We start from the raw sequence: 17,249 nt of genomic DNA on the forward strand, positions 1-17,249 counted from the left end.
GGCCGTCAGGGGCAGATCAGAGTTCAGCCCCGGCTTTCCGTTCGCGCCAGCGCAGATACCCGTTGATTCCCAGCCAGGCGAACGGTTCCGGGGGCAGGCGCGACGGTCCGGGTGCGGCCGCCAGGTGATCGACGAACAGGCTTTCGCGGCCTGACGCCAGATCCGCCGCAGCGACGCCCGAGAACGTGCCCCGTGCCGTGCCCAGCCCGTTCTGGCAGCAGGCCGCGAACAGGCCGCGCTCGACCTCGCCGAACGCCGGCGCGTCGTTGCGCGACAGGCACAGCATCCCGCCCCAACGGTATTCCATCGCCACATCGCGCAGCATGGGGAACCGCGCCACGAACGACCGGTCATGGTCCTTCGCCAGGACTTCGAATCGAGCATCGCCGACTTCCATGCCCGGTTCGTAGGTGAAGCGGTTGCGGACAACGATGCGATCTCCCCCGGTGCCGGAAATGCGGCGCACGGTCGTGCCCATCGGATCGGCGGGCGTCAGCCCCCAGACCGGTTCCCCGCCCAGACGCGTGACTTCGCCCTCCGTCAGGGCGCGGGTCATCGCGGCATAGGTGAAGACGTGCATCAGCCTGCGCTTGAAGAACCCGAAGCTGTTGGCGTGGCCGTTCACCGCCAGGATGACGGCGGGCGCGGCCACCGAGCCGTAGGGCGTGGCCGCCGTCCAGGCGCCACCCGATCTGTTGAGCGCGACGACAGGGGAATGTTCGTGGATCGCGACACCGGCCCCGCGCAGGCCGTCGGCGAGGCCGCGCACATACATCGCGGGCTGGATCATCGCACTGTGCGGCATGAACAGGCCGTCCCGATAGAAATCGGTGCCGGTGATCGCGGCCATGCGGGCGGCGTCGAGGACCTCGTGATCCTCGCCGAGCGCCGACAGGTGCCGCGCGAAATCGCGATTGTGGCCAACGCCCCGCGCGGTGGCCGCGCCGTTGATCCGGCCACTGCGCACGATGGCTTCCGCAGGCAGCCCATACGCCGCGCCCGCATCCAGCGCAAAATCGATGGCCGCCCGGTTCGCCCGGATCTGCGCCCGGTCCCTGTCCAGATCGCCGCCGTAGTTGCCGGAGGCCAGATCGTGCGGCAGATCGATCATGAAGCCGGAGTTGCGGCCTGCCGGCCCTTCGCCCACCTGCGCCGCGTCGAGCACGACGATGCGGTCGTCGGGGCGGTTCTGTGTCAGACGTCGCGCAGCCGAAAGCCCCGCGAACCCGGCACCGATCACCAGCCAGTCGGCGGTCTTCTTCTCGCGCAGCGGCATGGCCGGTCGGACAGCGCCGAGCAGGGCGTTCCATGCCGACGGACCCGGATCCTTCGGCAGACCGCGAACCTTGATCATGCGGGCCCGGCACCATCCGCGATCCGCGCCAGCGCGGTATCCAGGTCAGTGATAACCTGCTGCAGCTGCGCCTTTTCAGCCTCATCGAGCGGGTGCAGCGGCAGGCGCGGCGGCCCGCAGTCGATGCCCCGCGCCGAAACGCCATGCTTGATGCACTGGACGAACTTCCCGCCCTGTTCCAGCACCCGCATCAGCGGCATCATCGCCGTCATGATCCGGCGACCCTTTTCGAAATCCCTCTCCACCGCGCAGGCACGATAGAGTGCAATGTGCGCTTCGGGCGCGAAGTTCGATCCGGCGCAGACCCACGACCGTGCACCCCAGGCGAAGAATTCCAGCGCCTGGTCGTCCATCCCGCAGGACAGCTGGATATGCGGATAGTCGCACGCCAGCATGTGCAGCCTGTCCGGGGAACCGGAGCTTTCCTTGATGGCGCAGAAGTTCGGACTGCCGCGCAGCGCGTCCAGCGTCTCCTCATCCATGTTGACGCTCATCCGGCCGGGGTAATTGTAGAGCATGACCGGCAGGTTCGCGGCACGGTCGATGGCCAGCGCATGCAACGCGATCTCCCGGCCCGTCGGATAGGCGTAGGGCGGTGTCGTCACCAGCAGGGCATCCGCGCCCACCGCCTTCGCAGCCTCGGCGCAGGCCACGCTGTCCTCGGTACGGATGGCACCGGTGCCGACAATCAGCGGCAGGCGGTCCCTGATCACGTCGCGGGCCAGGCGCATCAGCGCCACGCGTTCCTCCATCGTCTGCGCATAATACTCGCCGGTGGTGCCGGCCACGATCAGGCCGTCAACCCCGCTGGCGATCAGATGCTCGATGACCGCGGCAAAGCCGTCCCGGTCGATGCTGAAGTCCGCGCGATGGGGTGTCACGACCGGTGTGTAGATGCCTTCGAAACGCATATGCCGCCTCCTGACGTCGTACGCGGGTTCCTGTCCGCTCAAGGCGCGGCCCGTTTCATCCAGCACATATACCATACACGATGGCCGCGTATGCCGATCCCCGACGGTCTGCTCGCCTAGCCTTCGCTCTGCCAGCCGTGCTAGAGCGGAGCGCGATGTGCGGTCCCTGAAACGATGGCGTTTCGGGCGCTCGGGGAGAAGATGCCAATGTCGAAGGCGCAACAGCACGCCGCGTTGCCGGACAATGCGACCGAAGCCGGGTCGGCCGCGATCCTGAGGGCGGCGCTGGAGGCTTTCGAGGCGGAAGGGTTCCACGGCACCTCGATCCGGGCCATTGCAAGACGTGCCGGCGTCAGCATCGCGCTCATCTACTATCACTATCCGTCCAAGGAAGAGATCCTGCGCACCCTGATGCTGAGGGTGACCGATGACCTGCATGCGGACCTGCTGACGGCCTGCGAGGCAGCCGGTCCCCTGCCCGCCGACCGGCTGGCCGCACTGGTGCGGGTTCACGTCAGCTTCCACACGCACCGGCAGGCCGAGAGTTTCGTCGCCAACACCGAACTGCGCAGCCTGGACGCGAAGAACCGGGCCGAAGTCGTGCGCAGCCGCGACGCCATCGCCGGACTGTTCAAGCGCACCATCGCGGACGGGCTGGCACGCGGCGATTTCGCGACGCGCTCACCCGACGAGGCGACCCTGGCGATCCTGTCCATGTGTACCAGCGTTGCCGACTGGTATCGCACCGACGGCGCGAAGACACCGGATCAGATCGCCGAGGACTATGTGACGTTCGCGCTGGACCTGCTGCGCCACCCCCGCTGACGCAAAAATCTGTTGCCCGGGCGAAGCGTCCGTGTATCCTTGACTGAACGATCGTTCAGGGGAGATGGAAATGGCTCGTTTTCAGCGCGTGATACGCGGCGGCATGGTGGTGGACGGCACGCGGACACCGCGCTTCAAGGCCGATATCGGCATCAATGACGGTGTGATCGCCGAGATCGGACACATCGATCCGTCTGATGCTGACGAGGTCATCGACGCCGAGGGGCTGGTGGTCGCGCCGGGGTTCATCGACCTGCATACCCACTACGATGCGCAGGTGTTCTGGGATCCGTACTGCACCCTGTCGGGCTGGCACGGCATCACTTCGGCCGTAATCGGCAACTGCGGCTTCGGCTTCGCGCCGGTGAAACCGGAGATGCGCGAGCGGGCGATGATGTCCATGACCCGCGTCGAGGCCATCCCCCTGGAATCCATGAAGGAAGGCATGCCCTGGGACTGGGTGACGTTCGCCGAATTCCTGGATTCGGTCGAGAAGACGCCGAAGGCGATGAACCTGCTGCCCTATGTGCCGATCAGCCCGCTGCTGATCTGGGTCATGGGTTTCGATCGCGCCAAGGCGGGCGAGATGCCGACGGACGAGGAACACGCCGAGATGGCGCGCCTGCTGCACGAGAGCATGGATGCGGGCGGTTGCGGCTGGTCGGCGCAGCGGATGCTGCCGACGGGCCCGGCGTCCGTGCAGCGCGACTTCGACGGCACGCCGATGCCGACCGACGTCATGAACGACGAGACCTGCCGCGTCTTCGCCAATGTCCTGCGCGAGCGCAACGACGGCTTCATGCAGATGCTGCTGGTCTCCGGCGACAATGAAGCCGACCGCGAGTTCTACGAGGAGATGGCGACGATCTCGGGCCGCCCGATGATCATGAACGTGGTTCAGGCCTTCGACCACAAGCCGGAAATCCACCGGGCCGTGCTGGCCTGGCTGAAGAGCTGCCGCGAGCGCGGCATCCGCGTGGTCGGCCAGGGTCTGACCACTGACGCCGGTTTCACCTTCACGTTCGAGAACTGGAACCTGTTCGACGACGCCCAGGAATGGTGCGACGCGACGACGGGCACGCTGGCAGAGCGCAAGCAGAAGCTGGGCGATCCGGCACGGCGTCAGGCGCTGAAGGACAACATGCCCCGCACGGCAACCGGGCCGCTGCCCGATATCGTCATCGTCGGCCCGCAGCTTGACAAGAACAAGCAGTGGGAGGACCACACGCTGGCGCTGGCCGCCGAGAAGATGGGCAAGCATCCCGTCGACGTCATGCTGGACATGGCGGTCGAGGAAAATCTGGAAACCGAGTTCTTCGCCGCACCGCCGAACGGCAGCCTGGAACACCTGAAGGAGATCGTGGACGATCCCTATGTGCTGTTCGGCGTCTCCGACGGCGGGGCGCACACCAAGTTCCTGACCGCGGGCCGCTATCCGACCGAGACCATCTGCAAGATCGTCCGCGACAACGGCATGATCAGCCTGGAGGAAGCCCACTGGCGGCTGTCGGCCCTGCCGGCACAGGTCGCGGGTTTCACCGGGCGCGGCACGCTGACTCTCGGTGCGCCAGCGGACATCATCGTCTACGACTATGAAAACCTGAAGGTGCTGCCCGACGAGATCGCGCACGATCTGCCGGGCAACGAATGGCGACGCATCCAGCGCGCCAGCGGTTACCGCTATGTGCTGGTGAACGGCGAGGTCACGATCCGCGACGATCAGCAGACCGAGACCTATTCGGGCCGCCTGCTGCGCAACGGCGGCGGCGTGCAGCAGATGGCGGTCGCTGCCGAGTAGGGCGTAGATCGCTCGGAATCCATCTCGACCGCGATGTGCCGCTCACGGCGCGTCACCCCCGCCTTGCGCGGGGGTCCGGTCCGCGTATCATTGCAGGGCGCGGGTTCCGGGATGGCTGCCCAGCCGGATCCCCGCGCAAGGCGGGGATGACGTCATCAGGATTGTGAGGGCCGGTTGAACGCGAAAACAGACAATGATTTCGACGCCATCGTCGTCGGCGCCGGGATTTCCGGCATGTACATGCTCAACAACCTCAGGGAACTGGGCCTGAAGGTGCAGGTGCTGGAAGCCGGAGACGATGTCGGCGGCACCTGGTACTGGAACCGCTACCCCGGCGCACGGTTCGATTCCGAAAGCTGGTCCTACGGCTATTCCTTCCATCCGGAAATCCTGAAGGACTGGCGCTGGTCCGAGCATTTTTCCGGCCAGCCGGAGAACCTGAAATATTGCCAGTTCGTCGCCGACCGGCTGGACCTGAAGAAGGACATCCGGTTCGCCACGAAGGTTGCGTCGGCCCATTACGACGAAGCGGCGAACCAGTGGACGGTGACCGCGGAAGATGGCTACACGGCCCGCGCGCGGCTGTTCATCACGGCGATCGGCCCGCTGTCCGTGCCCCAGATGCCCGTGATCGACGGCATCGACGATTTCGAAGGCGAAGCCTTCCACACGGCGGAATGGCCGCACCACCCCGTCAGCTTCGAGAACAAGCGCGTGGCCGTCATCGGCACCGGCGCGACGGCGGTGCAGCTTATTCAGGAGGTCGCCAAGACCGTCGGCCACCTGACCGTGTTCCAGCGCCGTCCCAACTGGTGCGCGCCGCTGCACAACAGCGCGATCACGGACGACGAATGGGCCGACATCCAGGCCCGGCAGGACGAGATCTTCGCGCACTGCCGCACCACGCACGGCGGCTTCATTCACGATGCCGATCCGCGCCGCCTGCTGGACACGCCCGAGGAGGAGCGCCTCGCCTTCTTCGAGAAGAAATACGCCGAACCGGGATTCGGCATCTGGATGGGCAACTATCGCGACACCTTCACCAGCGAGGAAGCCAACCGCATCCTGTCGGACTTCATCGCCGGCAAGATCCGGGAGCGTGTGAAAGACCCGGAAACGGCGGAGAAACTGATCCCCAAGGACCACGGTTTCGGGCAGCGCCGGGTGCCGATGGAGACGCGCTATTACGAGGCCTACAATCAGGACAATGTCGAACTGATCGACATTGTGGCCGACCCGATCCGGCGCATCACCAGGACCGGGATCGAGCTGGAATCGGGCGCGCGCGACTTCGACATGATCATCTATGCCACGGGCTTCGATGCCGTACTGGGCGGGTTCAACCGCATCGACATCCGCGGCGAGGACGGCCAGAGCCTGCGCGAGAAATGGGCCGACGGACCGTTGACAAATCTGGGGATGCAGGTGGTCGGCTTCCCCAACATGCTGATGCTGGTCGGACCGCACAATGCCGCCGGGTTCGGCAACATCCCCCGCGGGATCGAACAGAACGTCGAATGGGTGACCGGTCTGGTCCGCCACATGCGCGACAACGGGCTGGACTATGTCGCCTCCACACCGGAAGCCGAGGCCGCCTGGACCGAGGAGGTCATCGAGGCCTCGCAGAAGATGCTGCTGACCCGTACCGACAGCTGGTTCATGGGCGTGAACCGCAACATCAAGGGCCGCGAGAAGCGCATGTTCCTGCTCTACGCGTCGGGCATTCCCTATTACCGGAAACTCTGCGACGCGGTGGCGGCGGACGGATATCGCGGTATGGTGTTGCGCTGAGGAAATCACGGGGACGATGCGGGGAGGCACCATCCAATGAAGACCGGCACATTCAAGGGCTATGAAACCTGGCTGAGCGATCCGGGCATCCTGTGGATCCGCTTCAATCGGCCGGAACAGAAGAACGGCATGACGTCGGTCATGAAACGCGACCTGATCGAGACGCTGACCGAGGCGCAGATGAGCAACGCCGTCCGCGTGATCGTCTTCACCGGATCGGGTGACAGCTTCTGCGCCGGCGACAATCTGAAGGGCTATGCCGCCCTCGACCGCGAGACCGACGACAATCAGGTCCCGCTGATCCACGGCGGCCATGACAGCGGCATCGGTACCTATGCCGCGCTGCGCACCATCTCGCAGGCCCTGAACACGAAGATCCGCGAGATGGACAAGATCACCATCGCAGCGCTGAACGGCATCACGATCCAGACCGGATTTTCGATGGCGCTGTCCTGCGATTTCCGCATCGCCAGCACAGAAGCGCGCCTGGGCAGCGGCACGCTGCGTTTTGCGCTGCTGCCGGACGAGGGCGGGCAGTACCTGCTGGTGCAGCACATGGGCCTCGCGAAGACCATGGACTTCCTGATGCGCAAGCGGATCGTGCCGGCGCAGGAAGCGCACGACCTCGGTCTGGTGACGGAGGTGGTGGCGCCGGATGCGCTGATGGATGCCGCTGAAAGCCTCGCCCGGGAAATGGCCGAAGGGCCGCAGGTGGCGATGCGGCTGCTGAAGCGCTCGGTCTACAATGCCGCCGAAATGACATGGCCACAGGCGCTGGACGACATCGCGGGCAAGACCGCCGTTGTCGATCATCATCCCGATGCGCGCGAAGGTGTCGCGTCCTTCAGGGAAAAGCGCACACCGGCCTTCAACGCCTGGCTGGACGAGATGGATGGAACGGCCAGGGGCGCGGCGGACTGAACGATGAGCATCCTGAAAGGGCTGCGTGTGGTGGACGCCGCCGGATACATCGCGGGCCCCTGCGCGGCGACCGTGCTGGGGGATTTCGGTGCCGACGTCATCAAGGTGGAACCGCCCGGCGGTGACGGGTATCGCAATCTGTCCGGCCTGCCCGGATTTCCGAGCGCGCATACGGATTTCCAGTGGCAGCTGGACAACCGCAACAAGCGCAGCATCGAACTGAACCTCGCCGACCAGCAGGATATGGAGATCCTGCACGGACTGGTGGCATCGGCGGACGTTTTCGTGATCAACCACCCCCTGCCGGTGCGGCGCAAGCTGGGCCTGACCTACGACGATCTCGCACCGCTGAACGACCGGCTGATCTATGCGTCCCTGACCGGCTTCGGCGAAAGCGGGCCGGAGGCGGACAACCGCGGCTATGACCTGTCGACCTACTGGGCGCGGTCGGGCCTGATGCACCTGGTCCGCAACGACATGACGGGACCGCCGGCGGGTTCGGTCGCCGGCCAGGGGGATCACCCCACGGGCATCGCCCTGTTCGGCGCGATCATGCTGGCGCTGTATGACCGGCAGCAGACCGGCAGGGGCCGCGAGGTGCATTCGTCCCTGATCGCGAACGGGCTGTGGTCGAATGCAGTCTTCGCACAGGCCGCGCTGTGCAAGGGCGAGGAGCCGGTGCGCCGGCCCCGCGAAAAGCCCTGGACCGCCCTGATCAACAGCTACAAGGCGCGCGACGGCAAGTGGTTCATCCTCTCGGCCCTGCAGGCCGACCGCGACTGGCTTCGGCTGGTGGAGGCCATCGAACGCCCCTACCTGGCCGACGACCCGAACTTCGCGACGCTGGAACAGCGCGGCGCGCATGTCGAGGAACTGGTGGCTCTGCTTGAACCGATCTTCGCCGAGAAGGACTGGGCGGAATGGAAGACGATCTTCGCCCGGGTCCAGCTGCAGGCCGGGCCGGTCTACACCACCGAGGCGGCGGTCAACGATGCGCAGGCCCGGGCCAGCGGGGCGATCAGCACCCGGTCCGCCAATCCCGACATGCCCGAGATCATCGACAGTCCCATGTGGCTGTCAGGCGTGGAGAAGACGGTCGCCCGGCCCGCGCCCGAGGTCGACCAGCACGGCGACGCCATAAGGGATGCGCTGGCGTCGGGCGCGTCCGTCTGGACCGACGGTCAGGCCCAGTAACCGGGGCGCTGCGCGACCGTTTTCGTCGTGCGCGCCCGCTTCGCCAGTACGTACTTCAGCTTCTGCGCTGCCGCACGGCTCAAGGCCGCGCGTCCGGCGCTGCTCGGACCGATCAGGATGGCCTCGACGCCCGTCTCGCCATCGATGGCGGCGACGCGCACCATGTCGTCGATCACGGTGTATTCCAGCAGAATCTCGGCCATATCGCTCTCGGCTCCGTACCAGTCGAACAGAGCCTAGAGGGGAATGATGAAGCTTTTGTTGATGGCGTTGCGGGTCCGCCTACTGCCGGGCCATCTCGGCCCGCCCGATGGCCTCGCCGTCCAGCGGCACGCCGCGCGGCTTCAGGTCGACGGTGACGCGCTTCAGCGTGCCCGTGAAGGTAAACGGCGCGTCATAGTCGCCGACCGGGCTGCTGCGGTCGCGCCCGATATCCAGACCGGACCATGAGATGAACGGGCCGAACGTGTGGGGCGACTGCGCCGCCCCCGCCGCTTCACCGTCGATCAGCAGTTCATAGCCGATGCCCGTGTCGGAGAGGCCCGCACGCAGTCCAAGCGCGGTCGTGCCGGGCGGGACCGGCCTTTCCGAGCGCACGGTGGCCTTCTCGCCGCCGATGTTGGCGACGTGCACCAGATGCCCGCCGTCGATGTAGAGCGCATAGCCCGAGGTCGCATCGCCGTGGGCCAGCAGGATGCCGGTCGGCGGTGTGTCGCCGATCTCCACATCCGCCGTGATCGTGTAACTGCGTCCGCGAATATCGGGGCAGACTTCCGTCGGCAGATGCCCCATCCCGGCATGGAATTCAAACCGCGTCCGCGCCCCCTGATTGCGTTCGGCGTTCTCGGCGAAGCGCGGGGCGAAGCGGTCGTCCAGCGGCAGCACCTTGTGCGCCTCGGCCTGCGCCCACCAGTCGGCGATCATCGCCTTCAGCCGCTCCGGCTCCGCGCCCGCCAGATCGTCATGCTCTGAGAAATCCGCGTCGAGGTGATAGAGCTCCCACACATCGTCATCGAACGGCGTGCCCGGCGGGTGATAGGCGACCGCCTTCCAGCCGTCCTGCCAGATGCCGCGATGGCCGAACATCTCGAAATACTGCGCCTTCGACCGCGACGGGGCGTCGGCATCGGTCAGGCTGGCGGCGAAGCTTTCGCCCTCGACGGGCATCTGCGCGATACCGTCGATCTCGTCCGGCGCGTCCAGTCCCACGATATCCAGCACCGTGGGCAACAGATCGCTGACATGGGCGAACTGGTGGCGCAGCCCGCCACCTTCGTCGCTGTCAGAGCGCCCCAGCCTCTTCGGCCACGAGATCACAAACGGGTCGCGGATGCCGCCGCCATGGGTGTTCTGCTTGTAGCGCTTGCAGGGCGTGTTGGCGGCCATCGCCCAGCCCCACGGAAAGTTGGTGTGCGTGTCGGGGCCGCCGATATCGTCGATGCGCGCCAGCTTCTCGGCCATCACTTCCTTGCGCCCGTTGTACGGTCCCATGGCGTTGACGAAACCCAGCGGCCCGCCTTCCTGGCTGGCCCCGTTGTCGGACATGACGATGATGATCGTGTCGTCGCGCACGCCCGCCGTCTCCAGGAACGTGACCAGTCGCGTCAGATGCCGGTCGGAATGGTCCAGCATCGCCGCATAGGCCGACTGCAGTCGCGTGAAGACCCGGCGTTCGTCGTCCGAATGCGCGTCCCACGGCTTCACCATGTCGTTGCGCGCGGGCAGCTTCGTGCCCTGCGGCACGATCCCCATCTCGATCTGCTTCGCCAGACGGCGGTCGCGCTCGGCATCCCAACCGCCTTCGAACATCGCATCATAGCTCCTGATCAGGTCGAACGGCGCCTGATGCGGCGCGTGACAGGCACCGAAGGACAACATGGTGAACCACGGCATGTCCGGCTTCTCGGCGATGTGGCCCGACAGGAAGGTGATCGCCTGGTCCACCAGATCGGCGGTCAGGTGATAGCCGGTCTCGAAGGTGCCCGGCGGGTCGATATGGCTGTTGTCGCGCACCAGTTCCGGCGCGTACTGGTCGGTCTCGGCATCCATGAAGCCGTAGAACCGGTCGAACCCCCGCCCCAGCGGCCAGCCGTCGAACGGCCCGGTCGAGCCGGTCTCGGTCAGCGGTGTCACGTGCCACTTGCCCAGCATGTAGTTGCGATAGCCGTGGCCGCGCAGCATCTCGGCCAGCGTGCCGGCATGCTTCGAGATCTTGCCGCGATAGCCCGGATAGCCGCTGTCGAAGTTCGCCAGGCTGCCGACGCCCACCGAATGATGGTTGCGCCCGGTCAGCAGCGCCGCCCGCGTGGTCGAACACATGGCCGTCGTGTGGAACCCGGTATAGCGCAGCCCCTCCGCCGCCAGCCGGTCGATGGTCGGCGTGGCGATGGTCGAACCGTAGCAGCCGAAGTCCGAGAAGCCGACATCGTCATACAGCACGATCAGGATGTTCGGCGCAGTCTCGGGCCGTTTCGGCTTTGCTGGCCACCACGGCTCGGACTCCGCAATCGTCCGCCCGATCCTGCCGGGAAATGTATCACCGTCCGCGCCGCTCATCGTGCCCTCCCCAAGGCTTGTTCTGTCGATACATCATGGCCTGTTCCGCCTGGCTGCCGCTATGCTTCTTTTCGCAGAGCGCGTCCCGCAAGCCCGAACACGGAGAACGACACATGTCCAACATCAAACGCATCGAAACCGGCAGGCGCATGAGTCAGGCTGTCGTGCACGGTGGCCTCGTCTGGCTGGCGGGACAGTGCGGCACATCGGGCGACGACATCAGGGCGCAGACGACCGAATGTCTGGCGAAGATCGACCGGCTGCTGGCCGAGGCGGGATCCGACAAAACGCGCATCCTGAACGCGACGATCTGGCTGGCGAACATGGATGACTACGACGCCATGAACGACGTCTGGAATGCGTGGATGCCGAAGGGCCATGCGCCAGCGCGGGCCTGCGGCGAGTCCCGCCTCGCCGGAAACCGGTTCGACGTCGAGATCATCTGCGTCGCCGCACTGGCGTGAGGGGCTGGCGCTTCAGCGCACCCGCGCCATGATCTGTTCCGCGAAGTCGGTGAAGTTCGACCGCATGTGCGCGACAGGCGGCAGCAGGGTGACTTCCTTCAGGCCCGCTTTCTCAAGCTGCCCCAGCCGTTCGACGATCTCGTCCGGTTCGCCCACCAGGCCGCCCGCGATGCGGATCATGTCGGGCGTGATGAAGCGGCGTTCTTCCGGCGGGCAGAAGGCGCAGTGGCCGCGGTGCAGCATCTGGTGGCGGCGGTCGGGCGGCATGGTCGTCTCGACGTAGGTCTTGTAGTCCTCCCACGTGCCGCGCACCCGGTCGGAGACGAAGTCGTCGCGGCCCCATTCCTGATACAGCTCGTACCAGTAGTGCAGGGTGGACACGACCTGGCTGTCGATCTCGTCGATCACGCGTTCGCTTTCCAGGGTCTCACCCGGGCGCATGACGCAGGCGAAGGTCAGCGCCGCCGTATGGAAATCGTCGCCGATCTTGCGGCCCGCCTCCGCCGCGCCTTCGCGGATGGTGTCCAGATTGCGGGCCAGCACGCCCAGCGGCTCGTTGCCCGCACAGATGCGTCCGTCACCGAAGGCACCGGCGGCCTTCAGCGCCTTCGGCCCGTTGGCGGCGACATAGATGTCCACCGGCTGTTCGGTGTTCACGCTGTCCAGTTCGCGGTCCAGGAAGCGGATCGGTTTCGTCTCGCCATTGTGGGTGTGTTCGACCTCCTCGCCGTGCAGCAGGCCGCGCACCACGCGCAGATAGTCGCGAAACGCCTTCGCCTTCATCGGACGCGCACCCATGATCCGCATCGCCGTGTGGCCCGTGCCGATGCCCAGAAAGGTCCGCCCCGGTGCCAGCTTGTTGATCGAGGCGATGGAGTGCGCGGTCACCGGCGCCAGCCGCGTGCCCGCGATGGCGACGCCTGTGCCGAGCCTGATCCGCTCCGTATGCCAGGCGGCCAGCGACAGGGTCGCATAGGCATCCGACCAGATCATCTGGCTGTCCGGCGCCCAGCCGTGGTCATATTCCAGGTCTTCCAGTTCCCTGAAAATCTGCCAGTCGCCGATGTTGGTCGCGACCATGCCGCCGAATTTCATGGCGTCCTCCCGCTGCGTCTCTTCCCCGGCAGGCAGAATCGCAGATGACCGTCGAATGGCAAGCTTCGCGAACCGCATGCGCGGTCGCGCAAGATTCATGCGCCGAAAATACACGCGGAACGTGCTATATTCGACCTGCAGGCACAGGACGGGAGAGTCCGATGGCGAAGAAATCAGCGAAATCCCGCGGCCCGAAGAAACCCGACAGGCAGCACGCCCTGAGGCAGTTCATCCGCGCCCGTGGTGCCGACTATCTGGAAGACCCGAACGTCACGTCGATCGGCGTCGGCCGCAAGAACGGCGACGGTCCGTTGAGCATTGTCTTCACCGTCGGGACCAAGGCCGAAACGTCGATGCTGGAACATCTGGGCACCCGCGAACTGCCGACCGAGATCGAGGTCGACGGGTTCACGGTCCCGACCGACGTGATCGCCCGGAAATACACACCGTCCTATCGCATGGTCGAACCCGAAGGCACGAGCCACCGCAAGGTCTGGCAGGATCCGATCTATCCCGGAATCAGCGTGTCGCACGCGCGCGGGGCCTCCGGGACGATCGGGCTGATCGTGTTCGATGAGGAAACCGGCGCACCGTGCATCCTGAGCAACTGGCATGTGCTGCACACCGACCGGGGGCAGATCGGGGACAGGGTGGTCCAGCCGGGCCTGTCCGACGACAACAATGCCCGCGACAACGGATGCGGCACGCTGTTGCGCAGCCATCTGGGCGCCGCCGGGGACTGCGCGCTGGCGCGGATCAGCGGACGCGGTTTCAGCCGCAAGACCCGGGAGCTGGGTGTGACCGCAGAGCGGCTCGCGGATGTCGAGCTCGACGACACGATCATCAAATCGGGCCGCACCACCGCCGTGACCCACGGCAAGGTCCGCCGCACGGATGTGATGGTCAAGATCCACTACGGGCCGGGCATGGGCACCCGGGTCATCGGCGGCTTCGAAATCGGACCCGACGAAGAACACCCTGCTCCGAATGACGAGATCAGCCAGGGCGGCGATTCCGGTGCCGCGTGGATGATCGCGAAAGACGGCAAGGCCACCGACATATTCGCCGGCCTGCATTTCGCCGGAGAAACCGGCGACAACCCCGACGAACACGCCATCGCCTGCTACCCCCGCTCGGTACAGAAGAAGCTGCGCTTCAGACTGGACGCGCCGGAACCCGTCTCCGTCGAGGGGGCGCTGCCGGAAGACTTTGGTGCGCGCCATGGCTACGACCCCGGCTTCCTGGAGGTTCCCGCCCCCATGCCCGGCATGTCCCATGCGATCAAGATCGACGCGGTGAACTTCGGCCGGGCGCAGACGATTCCCTACACGCACTTCTCGGTCTGCCTCAGTGCGCGGCACCGCCTTGCCCGCTTCGTCGCCTGGAACATCGACGGCGAACGCAAGGTCACGGTCAAATCGGTCGATTTCAGGCGCGATCCCCGCATCGACCGGGATCTGCAGTGGGGAAACGAACTCTACGAAGACAATCCGCTGGACCGGGGACACATCGCACGCCGGGCCGACCTGGCGTGGGGAACGGTCGCCGAGGCCCGGCAGGCCAACGCCGACTCCTTCTTCTACACCAACATCGCGCCGCAGCATCAGAACTACAACCGGTCCAGCCTGAAGGGCATCTGGGGCGCGCTGGAAAACACCATCCTGGAACACGCCGAGTCCGAAAGGATCCGGGTATCGGTTCTCGCCGGTCCCATCTTCGAGAAGGACGACCCGTGCTACCGGGGCGCGCGCATCCCGCGCTCCTACTGGAAACTGATCGCGTACCGGCACACGGACGGCGCGCTTTCCGCGTCCGCGTTCGTCCTGTCGCAGAAGGATCTTCTGCACGGTCTGGAAGCGATCGACTTCGAACCGTTCCGGCTCTACCAGATCGCCGTCAGCGCGCTTGAAGAACGCACCGGCCTGGGGTTCGAGGCCTATCGGAAAGCCGATGCCATGCACAGGCCCGAACGCATCGGAATCGAACAGGCATCGACCGCGGGGAAAGCTGCCGGAGGAACGCCCCTGCGAACCATTGAAAGTCTCACCGACATCCGCTTCTGAGGTATTGCGGGACAGCCGCCGATCCGGTGAGGCCGTAGACCGCGTTCAGGGATCGGGAGTGGCGCGCTCGGGGATTTCACTGTCGGGCAGGGGCTCGATCTTGATGCCCGCACAGGCGGCCACGCCGAGCATCAGTGCCGCGACGACGGTTGTTCTGAGAATGGCAGTCATGATGAGACGCTTTCGATTGGACAGGTATGTGGGTACCTGCCCAATCTGGTCGCCGGGCGGCTGAAAACCACCCTTCGGTCGATCACGTTATCTTGCCCGAATAATCCCGCGCCCCTGCATTCGGGCCGCGGACTACTCGCCTGCAGCCTTCAGGCTGGCGACGCTGCCGGTCTGTTCGGCTTCATCCTCGCCGAAGACCTGGATCTCGCCGGCGATGCGGCCACCGGCCTCGATCTCGACATCGCCGTAACGCAGCGTGCCCTTCAGCTTGCCCGTGCCGCGCACGACCAGCTTGCCACGGCAGTTCAGGATGCCGTCGAACTGTCCCGCGATGTCAGCTTCATCGACGTTGCATTCGCCTGAGAAACGGCCCGAGTTGCTGACCTGGAAGCGTGTCGCCTCGACCTTCGCATCGACCTTGCCCTCGACGATCAGTTCGGCGCAGTTGGTCACCTCGCCCTTCAGCGTGATGCCGTCGCCGACCAGCAGCTTGCTGTCGTCCTCGCGCCGGGCCGGGCCGCGGCTGTCCGAGGGAACGCTGGGGATCGGCGTGCGCGGAATGTCCGCGCGCGGACGGCGGGCGAGCAGGTCCTCCGCCGGGCGCGGCGTGCTGGTCCGGGGCGTGCGGACCTTGTCTTCACCCTCGGTTTCCGGCGTGTCGTTGCTGCCCTGCTGGCCGCCCTGCTTCTTGTTGAACATGTGCTGATGCTCCCCTTGTCTGGGAAATGTGTGACGCGTGCTTATCTCTTACCTATCCATAGTCCCGCCGGAAGGCGGCGACAATTGGGCGAAAGCTGGAAAATAGGGTATATCCGGTGACAATTCAGTGGCGGGGAGGCCGACATGCAGGACGCTTACATCATTGGCAGCTATTCCACCCGGTTCCAGAAATGGCCGGACAAGAGCTTCAAAGACCTGACCCGGGACGCCTACATGGGCGTGCTGGCGGATGCGGGACTGGAGAATGGCGACGACATCGAGTTCGGCTGGTTCGGCAACTGCGGGATGTGGCTGCACAATGATCAGGGCTCGATCCGGGGCCAGGTGTGTTTCACGCCGCTGGTGAACGAAGGCCTGTTCCCCGCCCGCGTGCCCATGGTGAATGTCGAAGGCGCGTGCGCCACGGCATCGATGGCGCTGCACGGTGCATGGAAGGATATCCTTTCGGGCCAGACCGATGTCAGCATCGCCATGGGTGTCGAGAAGATCTGGATCCCCGACGAGCCGGAGAAGATCCAGCGCAGCTTCTATGCGGGCATCGACAATTTCGATCCCGACGAATGGAAGGAATATTACACGGCGGCCGGTGACGAGGCGGGCAAGCCCTTCGAGACCGGACCGGACCGGACCGTCTTCATGGACACCTACGCCATGCAGGCCTGCTATCACATGAAGAAGCACGGCACGACCCAGCGCCAGATCGCGGCGGGCGCAGCCAAGAACCACAATTACGGCGCCAAGAATCCGAACGCGCAGTATCAGTTCGAGATGACCACCGACATGGTGCTGGAAGACCGCGCGGTCAGCTATCCGCTGACCCGGTCCATGTGCTCGCCCATCGGAGACGGCGCGGCGGCGGCCATCGTCTGCTCGGAGGACTATTACAACGGTCTGCCGCAGCACGTGAAGGATCGCGCCGTGAAGATCCGCGGCAATGCGCTGTCGGGCGGCAAGTACAAGAAGCTGGACGAGCCGTCCCTGTCCATGACCGCAGCACAGAAGGCTTACAAGATGGCCGATCTGAAGCCGGAAGACATCCAGGTTGCCGAGGTCCACGACGCCACCAGCTTCTGCGAGGTGCTGCAGGTCGAGATGATGGGCTTCTGCGACATTGGCGAAGGCGGCCGCTTCATTGAGGCGGGCGAAACCGGGCCGGGCGGCAAGGTGCCGGTGAACACCGGCGGCGGGCTGGTTTCAAAAGGCCATCCCGTAGGCGCGACCGGCCTGTCGATGATCTACGAACTGACAACCCAGCTGCGCGGCGAGGCCGGAGAGCGGCAGGTGCCGGATGCCCGCATCGCGTTGGCCGAAAACGGCGGCGGGGTGATGGGCTTCGAGGAAGCGGCCTGTTCCGTCACCATTCTGGAACGCGCCCGCGACTGACCG

General features: G+C 65.6%; 15 protein-coding genes. 8 read left to right on the forward strand and 7 right to left on the reverse strand.

Annotated features, from left to right (window positions below; translation table 11 throughout):
- Nucleotides 1-16: 16 nt before the first annotated feature.
- Both ACN0X7_RS11880 and ACN0X7_RS11885 read right to left on the reverse strand, forming a co-directional pair.
- A complete protein-coding gene (locus tag ACN0X7_RS11880; protein WP_417517460.1) occupies nucleotides 17-1,354 on the reverse strand; it encodes an NAD(P)/FAD-dependent oxidoreductase in 1,338 nt (445 codons plus the stop codon).
- Nucleotides 1,351-2,265, reverse strand: a complete 915-nt coding sequence (locus ACN0X7_RS11885) for a dihydrodipicolinate synthase family protein (protein ID WP_417517462.1) — start codon at nucleotides 2,263-2,265, stop codon at nucleotides 1,351-1,353. The genes ACN0X7_RS11880 and ACN0X7_RS11885 overlap by 4 nt, the downstream gene beginning before the upstream one ends.
- A 207-nt stretch (nucleotides 2,266-2,472) precedes the next feature.
- Here ACN0X7_RS11885 and ACN0X7_RS11890 point away from each other — a divergent pair, with 207 nt between their 5' ends.
- The 5 genes from ACN0X7_RS11890 to ACN0X7_RS11910 all read left to right on the forward strand — a co-directional run bounded on the left by ACN0X7_RS11890 (nucleotide 2,473) and on the right by ACN0X7_RS11910 (nucleotide 8,794).
- Nucleotides 2,473-3,090, forward strand: coding sequence for a TetR/AcrR family transcriptional regulator (locus ACN0X7_RS11890; protein WP_417517464.1), 618 nt, complete (start codon nucleotides 2,473-2,475; stop codon nucleotides 3,088-3,090).
- 70 nt (nucleotides 3,091-3,160) lie between these two features.
- A complete protein-coding gene (locus tag ACN0X7_RS11895) occupies nucleotides 3,161-4,888 on the forward strand; it encodes an N-acyl-D-amino-acid deacylase family protein (protein WP_417517466.1) in 1,728 nt (575 codons plus the stop codon).
- A 174-nt stretch (nucleotides 4,889-5,062) separates the two neighbouring features.
- Entirely contained in the window at nucleotides 5,063-6,679 is a 1,617-nt protein-coding gene (locus tag ACN0X7_RS11900; RefSeq protein WP_417517468.1) for a flavin-containing monooxygenase, read from the forward strand.
- Nucleotides 6,680-6,715: 36 nt separating this feature from the next.
- Nucleotides 6,716-7,600: an enoyl-CoA hydratase/isomerase family protein gene (locus tag ACN0X7_RS11905; RefSeq protein WP_417517470.1), complete on the forward strand. Its 885-nt coding sequence runs from the start codon at nucleotides 6,716-6,718 to the stop codon at nucleotides 7,598-7,600.
- A 3-nt stretch (nucleotides 7,601-7,603) separates the two neighbouring features.
- Nucleotides 7,604-8,794, forward strand: a complete 1,191-nt coding sequence (locus ACN0X7_RS11910; protein ID WP_417517472.1) for a CaiB/BaiF CoA transferase family protein — start codon at nucleotides 7,604-7,606, stop codon at nucleotides 8,792-8,794.
- On the opposite strand, the gene ACN0X7_RS11915 is transcribed toward ACN0X7_RS11910, so the two are convergent.
- Together ACN0X7_RS11915 and ACN0X7_RS11920 are read right to left on the reverse strand one after the other, a co-directional pair.
- A complete protein-coding gene (locus ACN0X7_RS11915) occupies nucleotides 8,782-8,997 on the reverse strand; it encodes a DUF6898 family protein (protein ID WP_417517474.1) in 216 nt (71 codons plus the stop codon). The two genes, ACN0X7_RS11910 and ACN0X7_RS11915, sit on opposite strands and share 13 nt — an antisense overlap.
- 79 nt (nucleotides 8,998-9,076) lie before the next feature.
- Complete coding sequence (locus tag ACN0X7_RS11920) at nucleotides 9,077-11,350, reverse strand: arylsulfatase (RefSeq protein WP_417517476.1); 2,274 nt, start codon at nucleotides 11,348-11,350, stop codon at nucleotides 9,077-9,079.
- A gap of 113 nt (nucleotides 11,351-11,463) precedes the next feature.
- Here ACN0X7_RS11920 and ACN0X7_RS11925 point away from each other — a divergent pair, with 113 nt between their 5' ends.
- A complete protein-coding gene (locus ACN0X7_RS11925; RefSeq protein ID WP_417517478.1) occupies nucleotides 11,464-11,814 on the forward strand; it encodes a RidA family protein in 351 nt (116 codons plus the stop codon).
- A gap of 12 nt (nucleotides 11,815-11,826) precedes the next feature.
- Here ACN0X7_RS11925 and ACN0X7_RS11930 read toward each other — a convergent pair whose 3' ends face one another.
- Complete coding sequence (locus ACN0X7_RS11930; RefSeq protein ID WP_417517480.1) at nucleotides 11,827-12,909, reverse strand: LLM class flavin-dependent oxidoreductase; 1,083 nt, start codon at nucleotides 12,907-12,909, stop codon at nucleotides 11,827-11,829.
- A gap of 161 nt (nucleotides 12,910-13,070) precedes the next feature.
- Here ACN0X7_RS11930 and ACN0X7_RS11935 point away from each other — a divergent pair, with 161 nt between their 5' ends.
- Entirely contained in the window at nucleotides 13,071-14,972 is a 1,902-nt protein-coding gene (locus tag ACN0X7_RS11935; RefSeq protein WP_417517482.1) for a DNA/RNA non-specific endonuclease, read from the forward strand.
- 45 nt (nucleotides 14,973-15,017) lie between these two features.
- Here the strand turns inward: ACN0X7_RS11935 and ACN0X7_RS11940 are convergent, their stop codons facing one another.
- Both ACN0X7_RS11940 and ACN0X7_RS11945 read right to left on the reverse strand, forming a co-directional pair.
- The gene (locus tag ACN0X7_RS11940; protein ID WP_417517484.1) at nucleotides 15,018-15,143 is read right to left on the reverse strand and encodes a hypothetical protein; all 126 of its coding nucleotides are present in this window, start codon (nucleotides 15,141-15,143) and stop codon (nucleotides 15,018-15,020) included.
- 132 nt (nucleotides 15,144-15,275) lie between these two features.
- Nucleotides 15,276-15,842, reverse strand: a complete 567-nt coding sequence (locus ACN0X7_RS11945; RefSeq protein ID WP_417517486.1) for a bactofilin family protein — start codon at nucleotides 15,840-15,842, stop codon at nucleotides 15,276-15,278.
- Nucleotides 15,843-15,986: 144 nt separating this feature from the next.
- On the opposite strand from ACN0X7_RS11945, the gene ACN0X7_RS11950 reads away from it, so the two are divergent.
- Nucleotides 15,987-17,246 (forward strand): thiolase family protein, encoded by a 1,260-nt coding sequence (locus tag ACN0X7_RS11950; RefSeq protein ID WP_417517488.1) that lies wholly within the window; start codon nucleotides 15,987-15,989, stop codon nucleotides 17,244-17,246.
- The last annotated feature ends 3 nt before the right edge of the window (nucleotides 17,247-17,249 follow it).

The organism is Minwuia sp. (assembly GCF_048263705.1).
In the GTDB taxonomy this organism is placed as follows: Bacteria; Pseudomonadota; Alphaproteobacteria; order Minwuiales; family Minwuiaceae; genus Minwuia.

Bases quoted from the DNA above. Each gene is read 5' to 3' on its own strand.
- ACN0X7_RS11880 (WP_417517460.1), bottom strand. From the start codon at position 1,354: ATGATCAAGGTTCGCGGTCTGCCGAAGGATCCGGGTCCGTCGGCATGG.
- ACN0X7_RS11885 (WP_417517462.1), bottom strand. From the start codon at position 2,265: ATGCGTTTCGAAGGCATCTACACACCGGTCGTGACACCCCATCGCGCG.
- ACN0X7_RS11890 (WP_417517464.1), top strand. From the start codon at position 2,473: ATGTCGAAGGCGCAACAGCACGCCGCGTTGCCGGACAATGCGACCGAA.
- ACN0X7_RS11895 (WP_417517466.1), top strand. From the start codon at position 3,161: ATGGCTCGTTTTCAGCGCGTGATACGCGGCGGCATGGTGGTGGACGGC.
- ACN0X7_RS11905 (WP_417517470.1), top strand. From the start codon at position 6,716: ATGAAGACCGGCACATTCAAGGGCTATGAAACCTGGCTGAGCGATCCG.
- ACN0X7_RS11910 (WP_417517472.1), top strand. From the start codon at position 7,604: ATGAGCATCCTGAAAGGGCTGCGTGTGGTGGACGCCGCCGGATACATC.
- ACN0X7_RS11915 (WP_417517474.1), bottom strand. From the start codon at position 8,997: ATGGCCGAGATTCTGCTGGAATACACCGTGATCGACGACATGGTGCGC.
- ACN0X7_RS11920 (WP_417517476.1), bottom strand. From the start codon at position 11,350: ATGAGCGGCGCGGACGGTGATACATTTCCCGGCAGGATCGGGCGGACG.
- ACN0X7_RS11925 (WP_417517478.1), top strand. From the start codon at position 11,464: ATGTCCAACATCAAACGCATCGAAACCGGCAGGCGCATGAGTCAGGCT.
- ACN0X7_RS11930 (WP_417517480.1), bottom strand. From the start codon at position 12,909: ATGAAATTCGGCGGCATGGTCGCGACCAACATCGGCGACTGGCAGATT.
- ACN0X7_RS11935 (WP_417517482.1), top strand. From the start codon at position 13,071: ATGGCGAAGAAATCAGCGAAATCCCGCGGCCCGAAGAAACCCGACAGG.
- ACN0X7_RS11940 (WP_417517484.1), bottom strand. From the start codon at position 15,143: ATGACTGCCATTCTCAGAACAACCGTCGTCGCGGCACTGATGCTCGGC.
- ACN0X7_RS11945 (WP_417517486.1), bottom strand. From the start codon at position 15,842: ATGTTCAACAAGAAGCAGGGCGGCCAGCAGGGCAGCAACGACACGCCG.
- ACN0X7_RS11950 (WP_417517488.1), top strand. From the start codon at position 15,987: ATGCAGGACGCTTACATCATTGGCAGCTATTCCACCCGGTTCCAGAAA.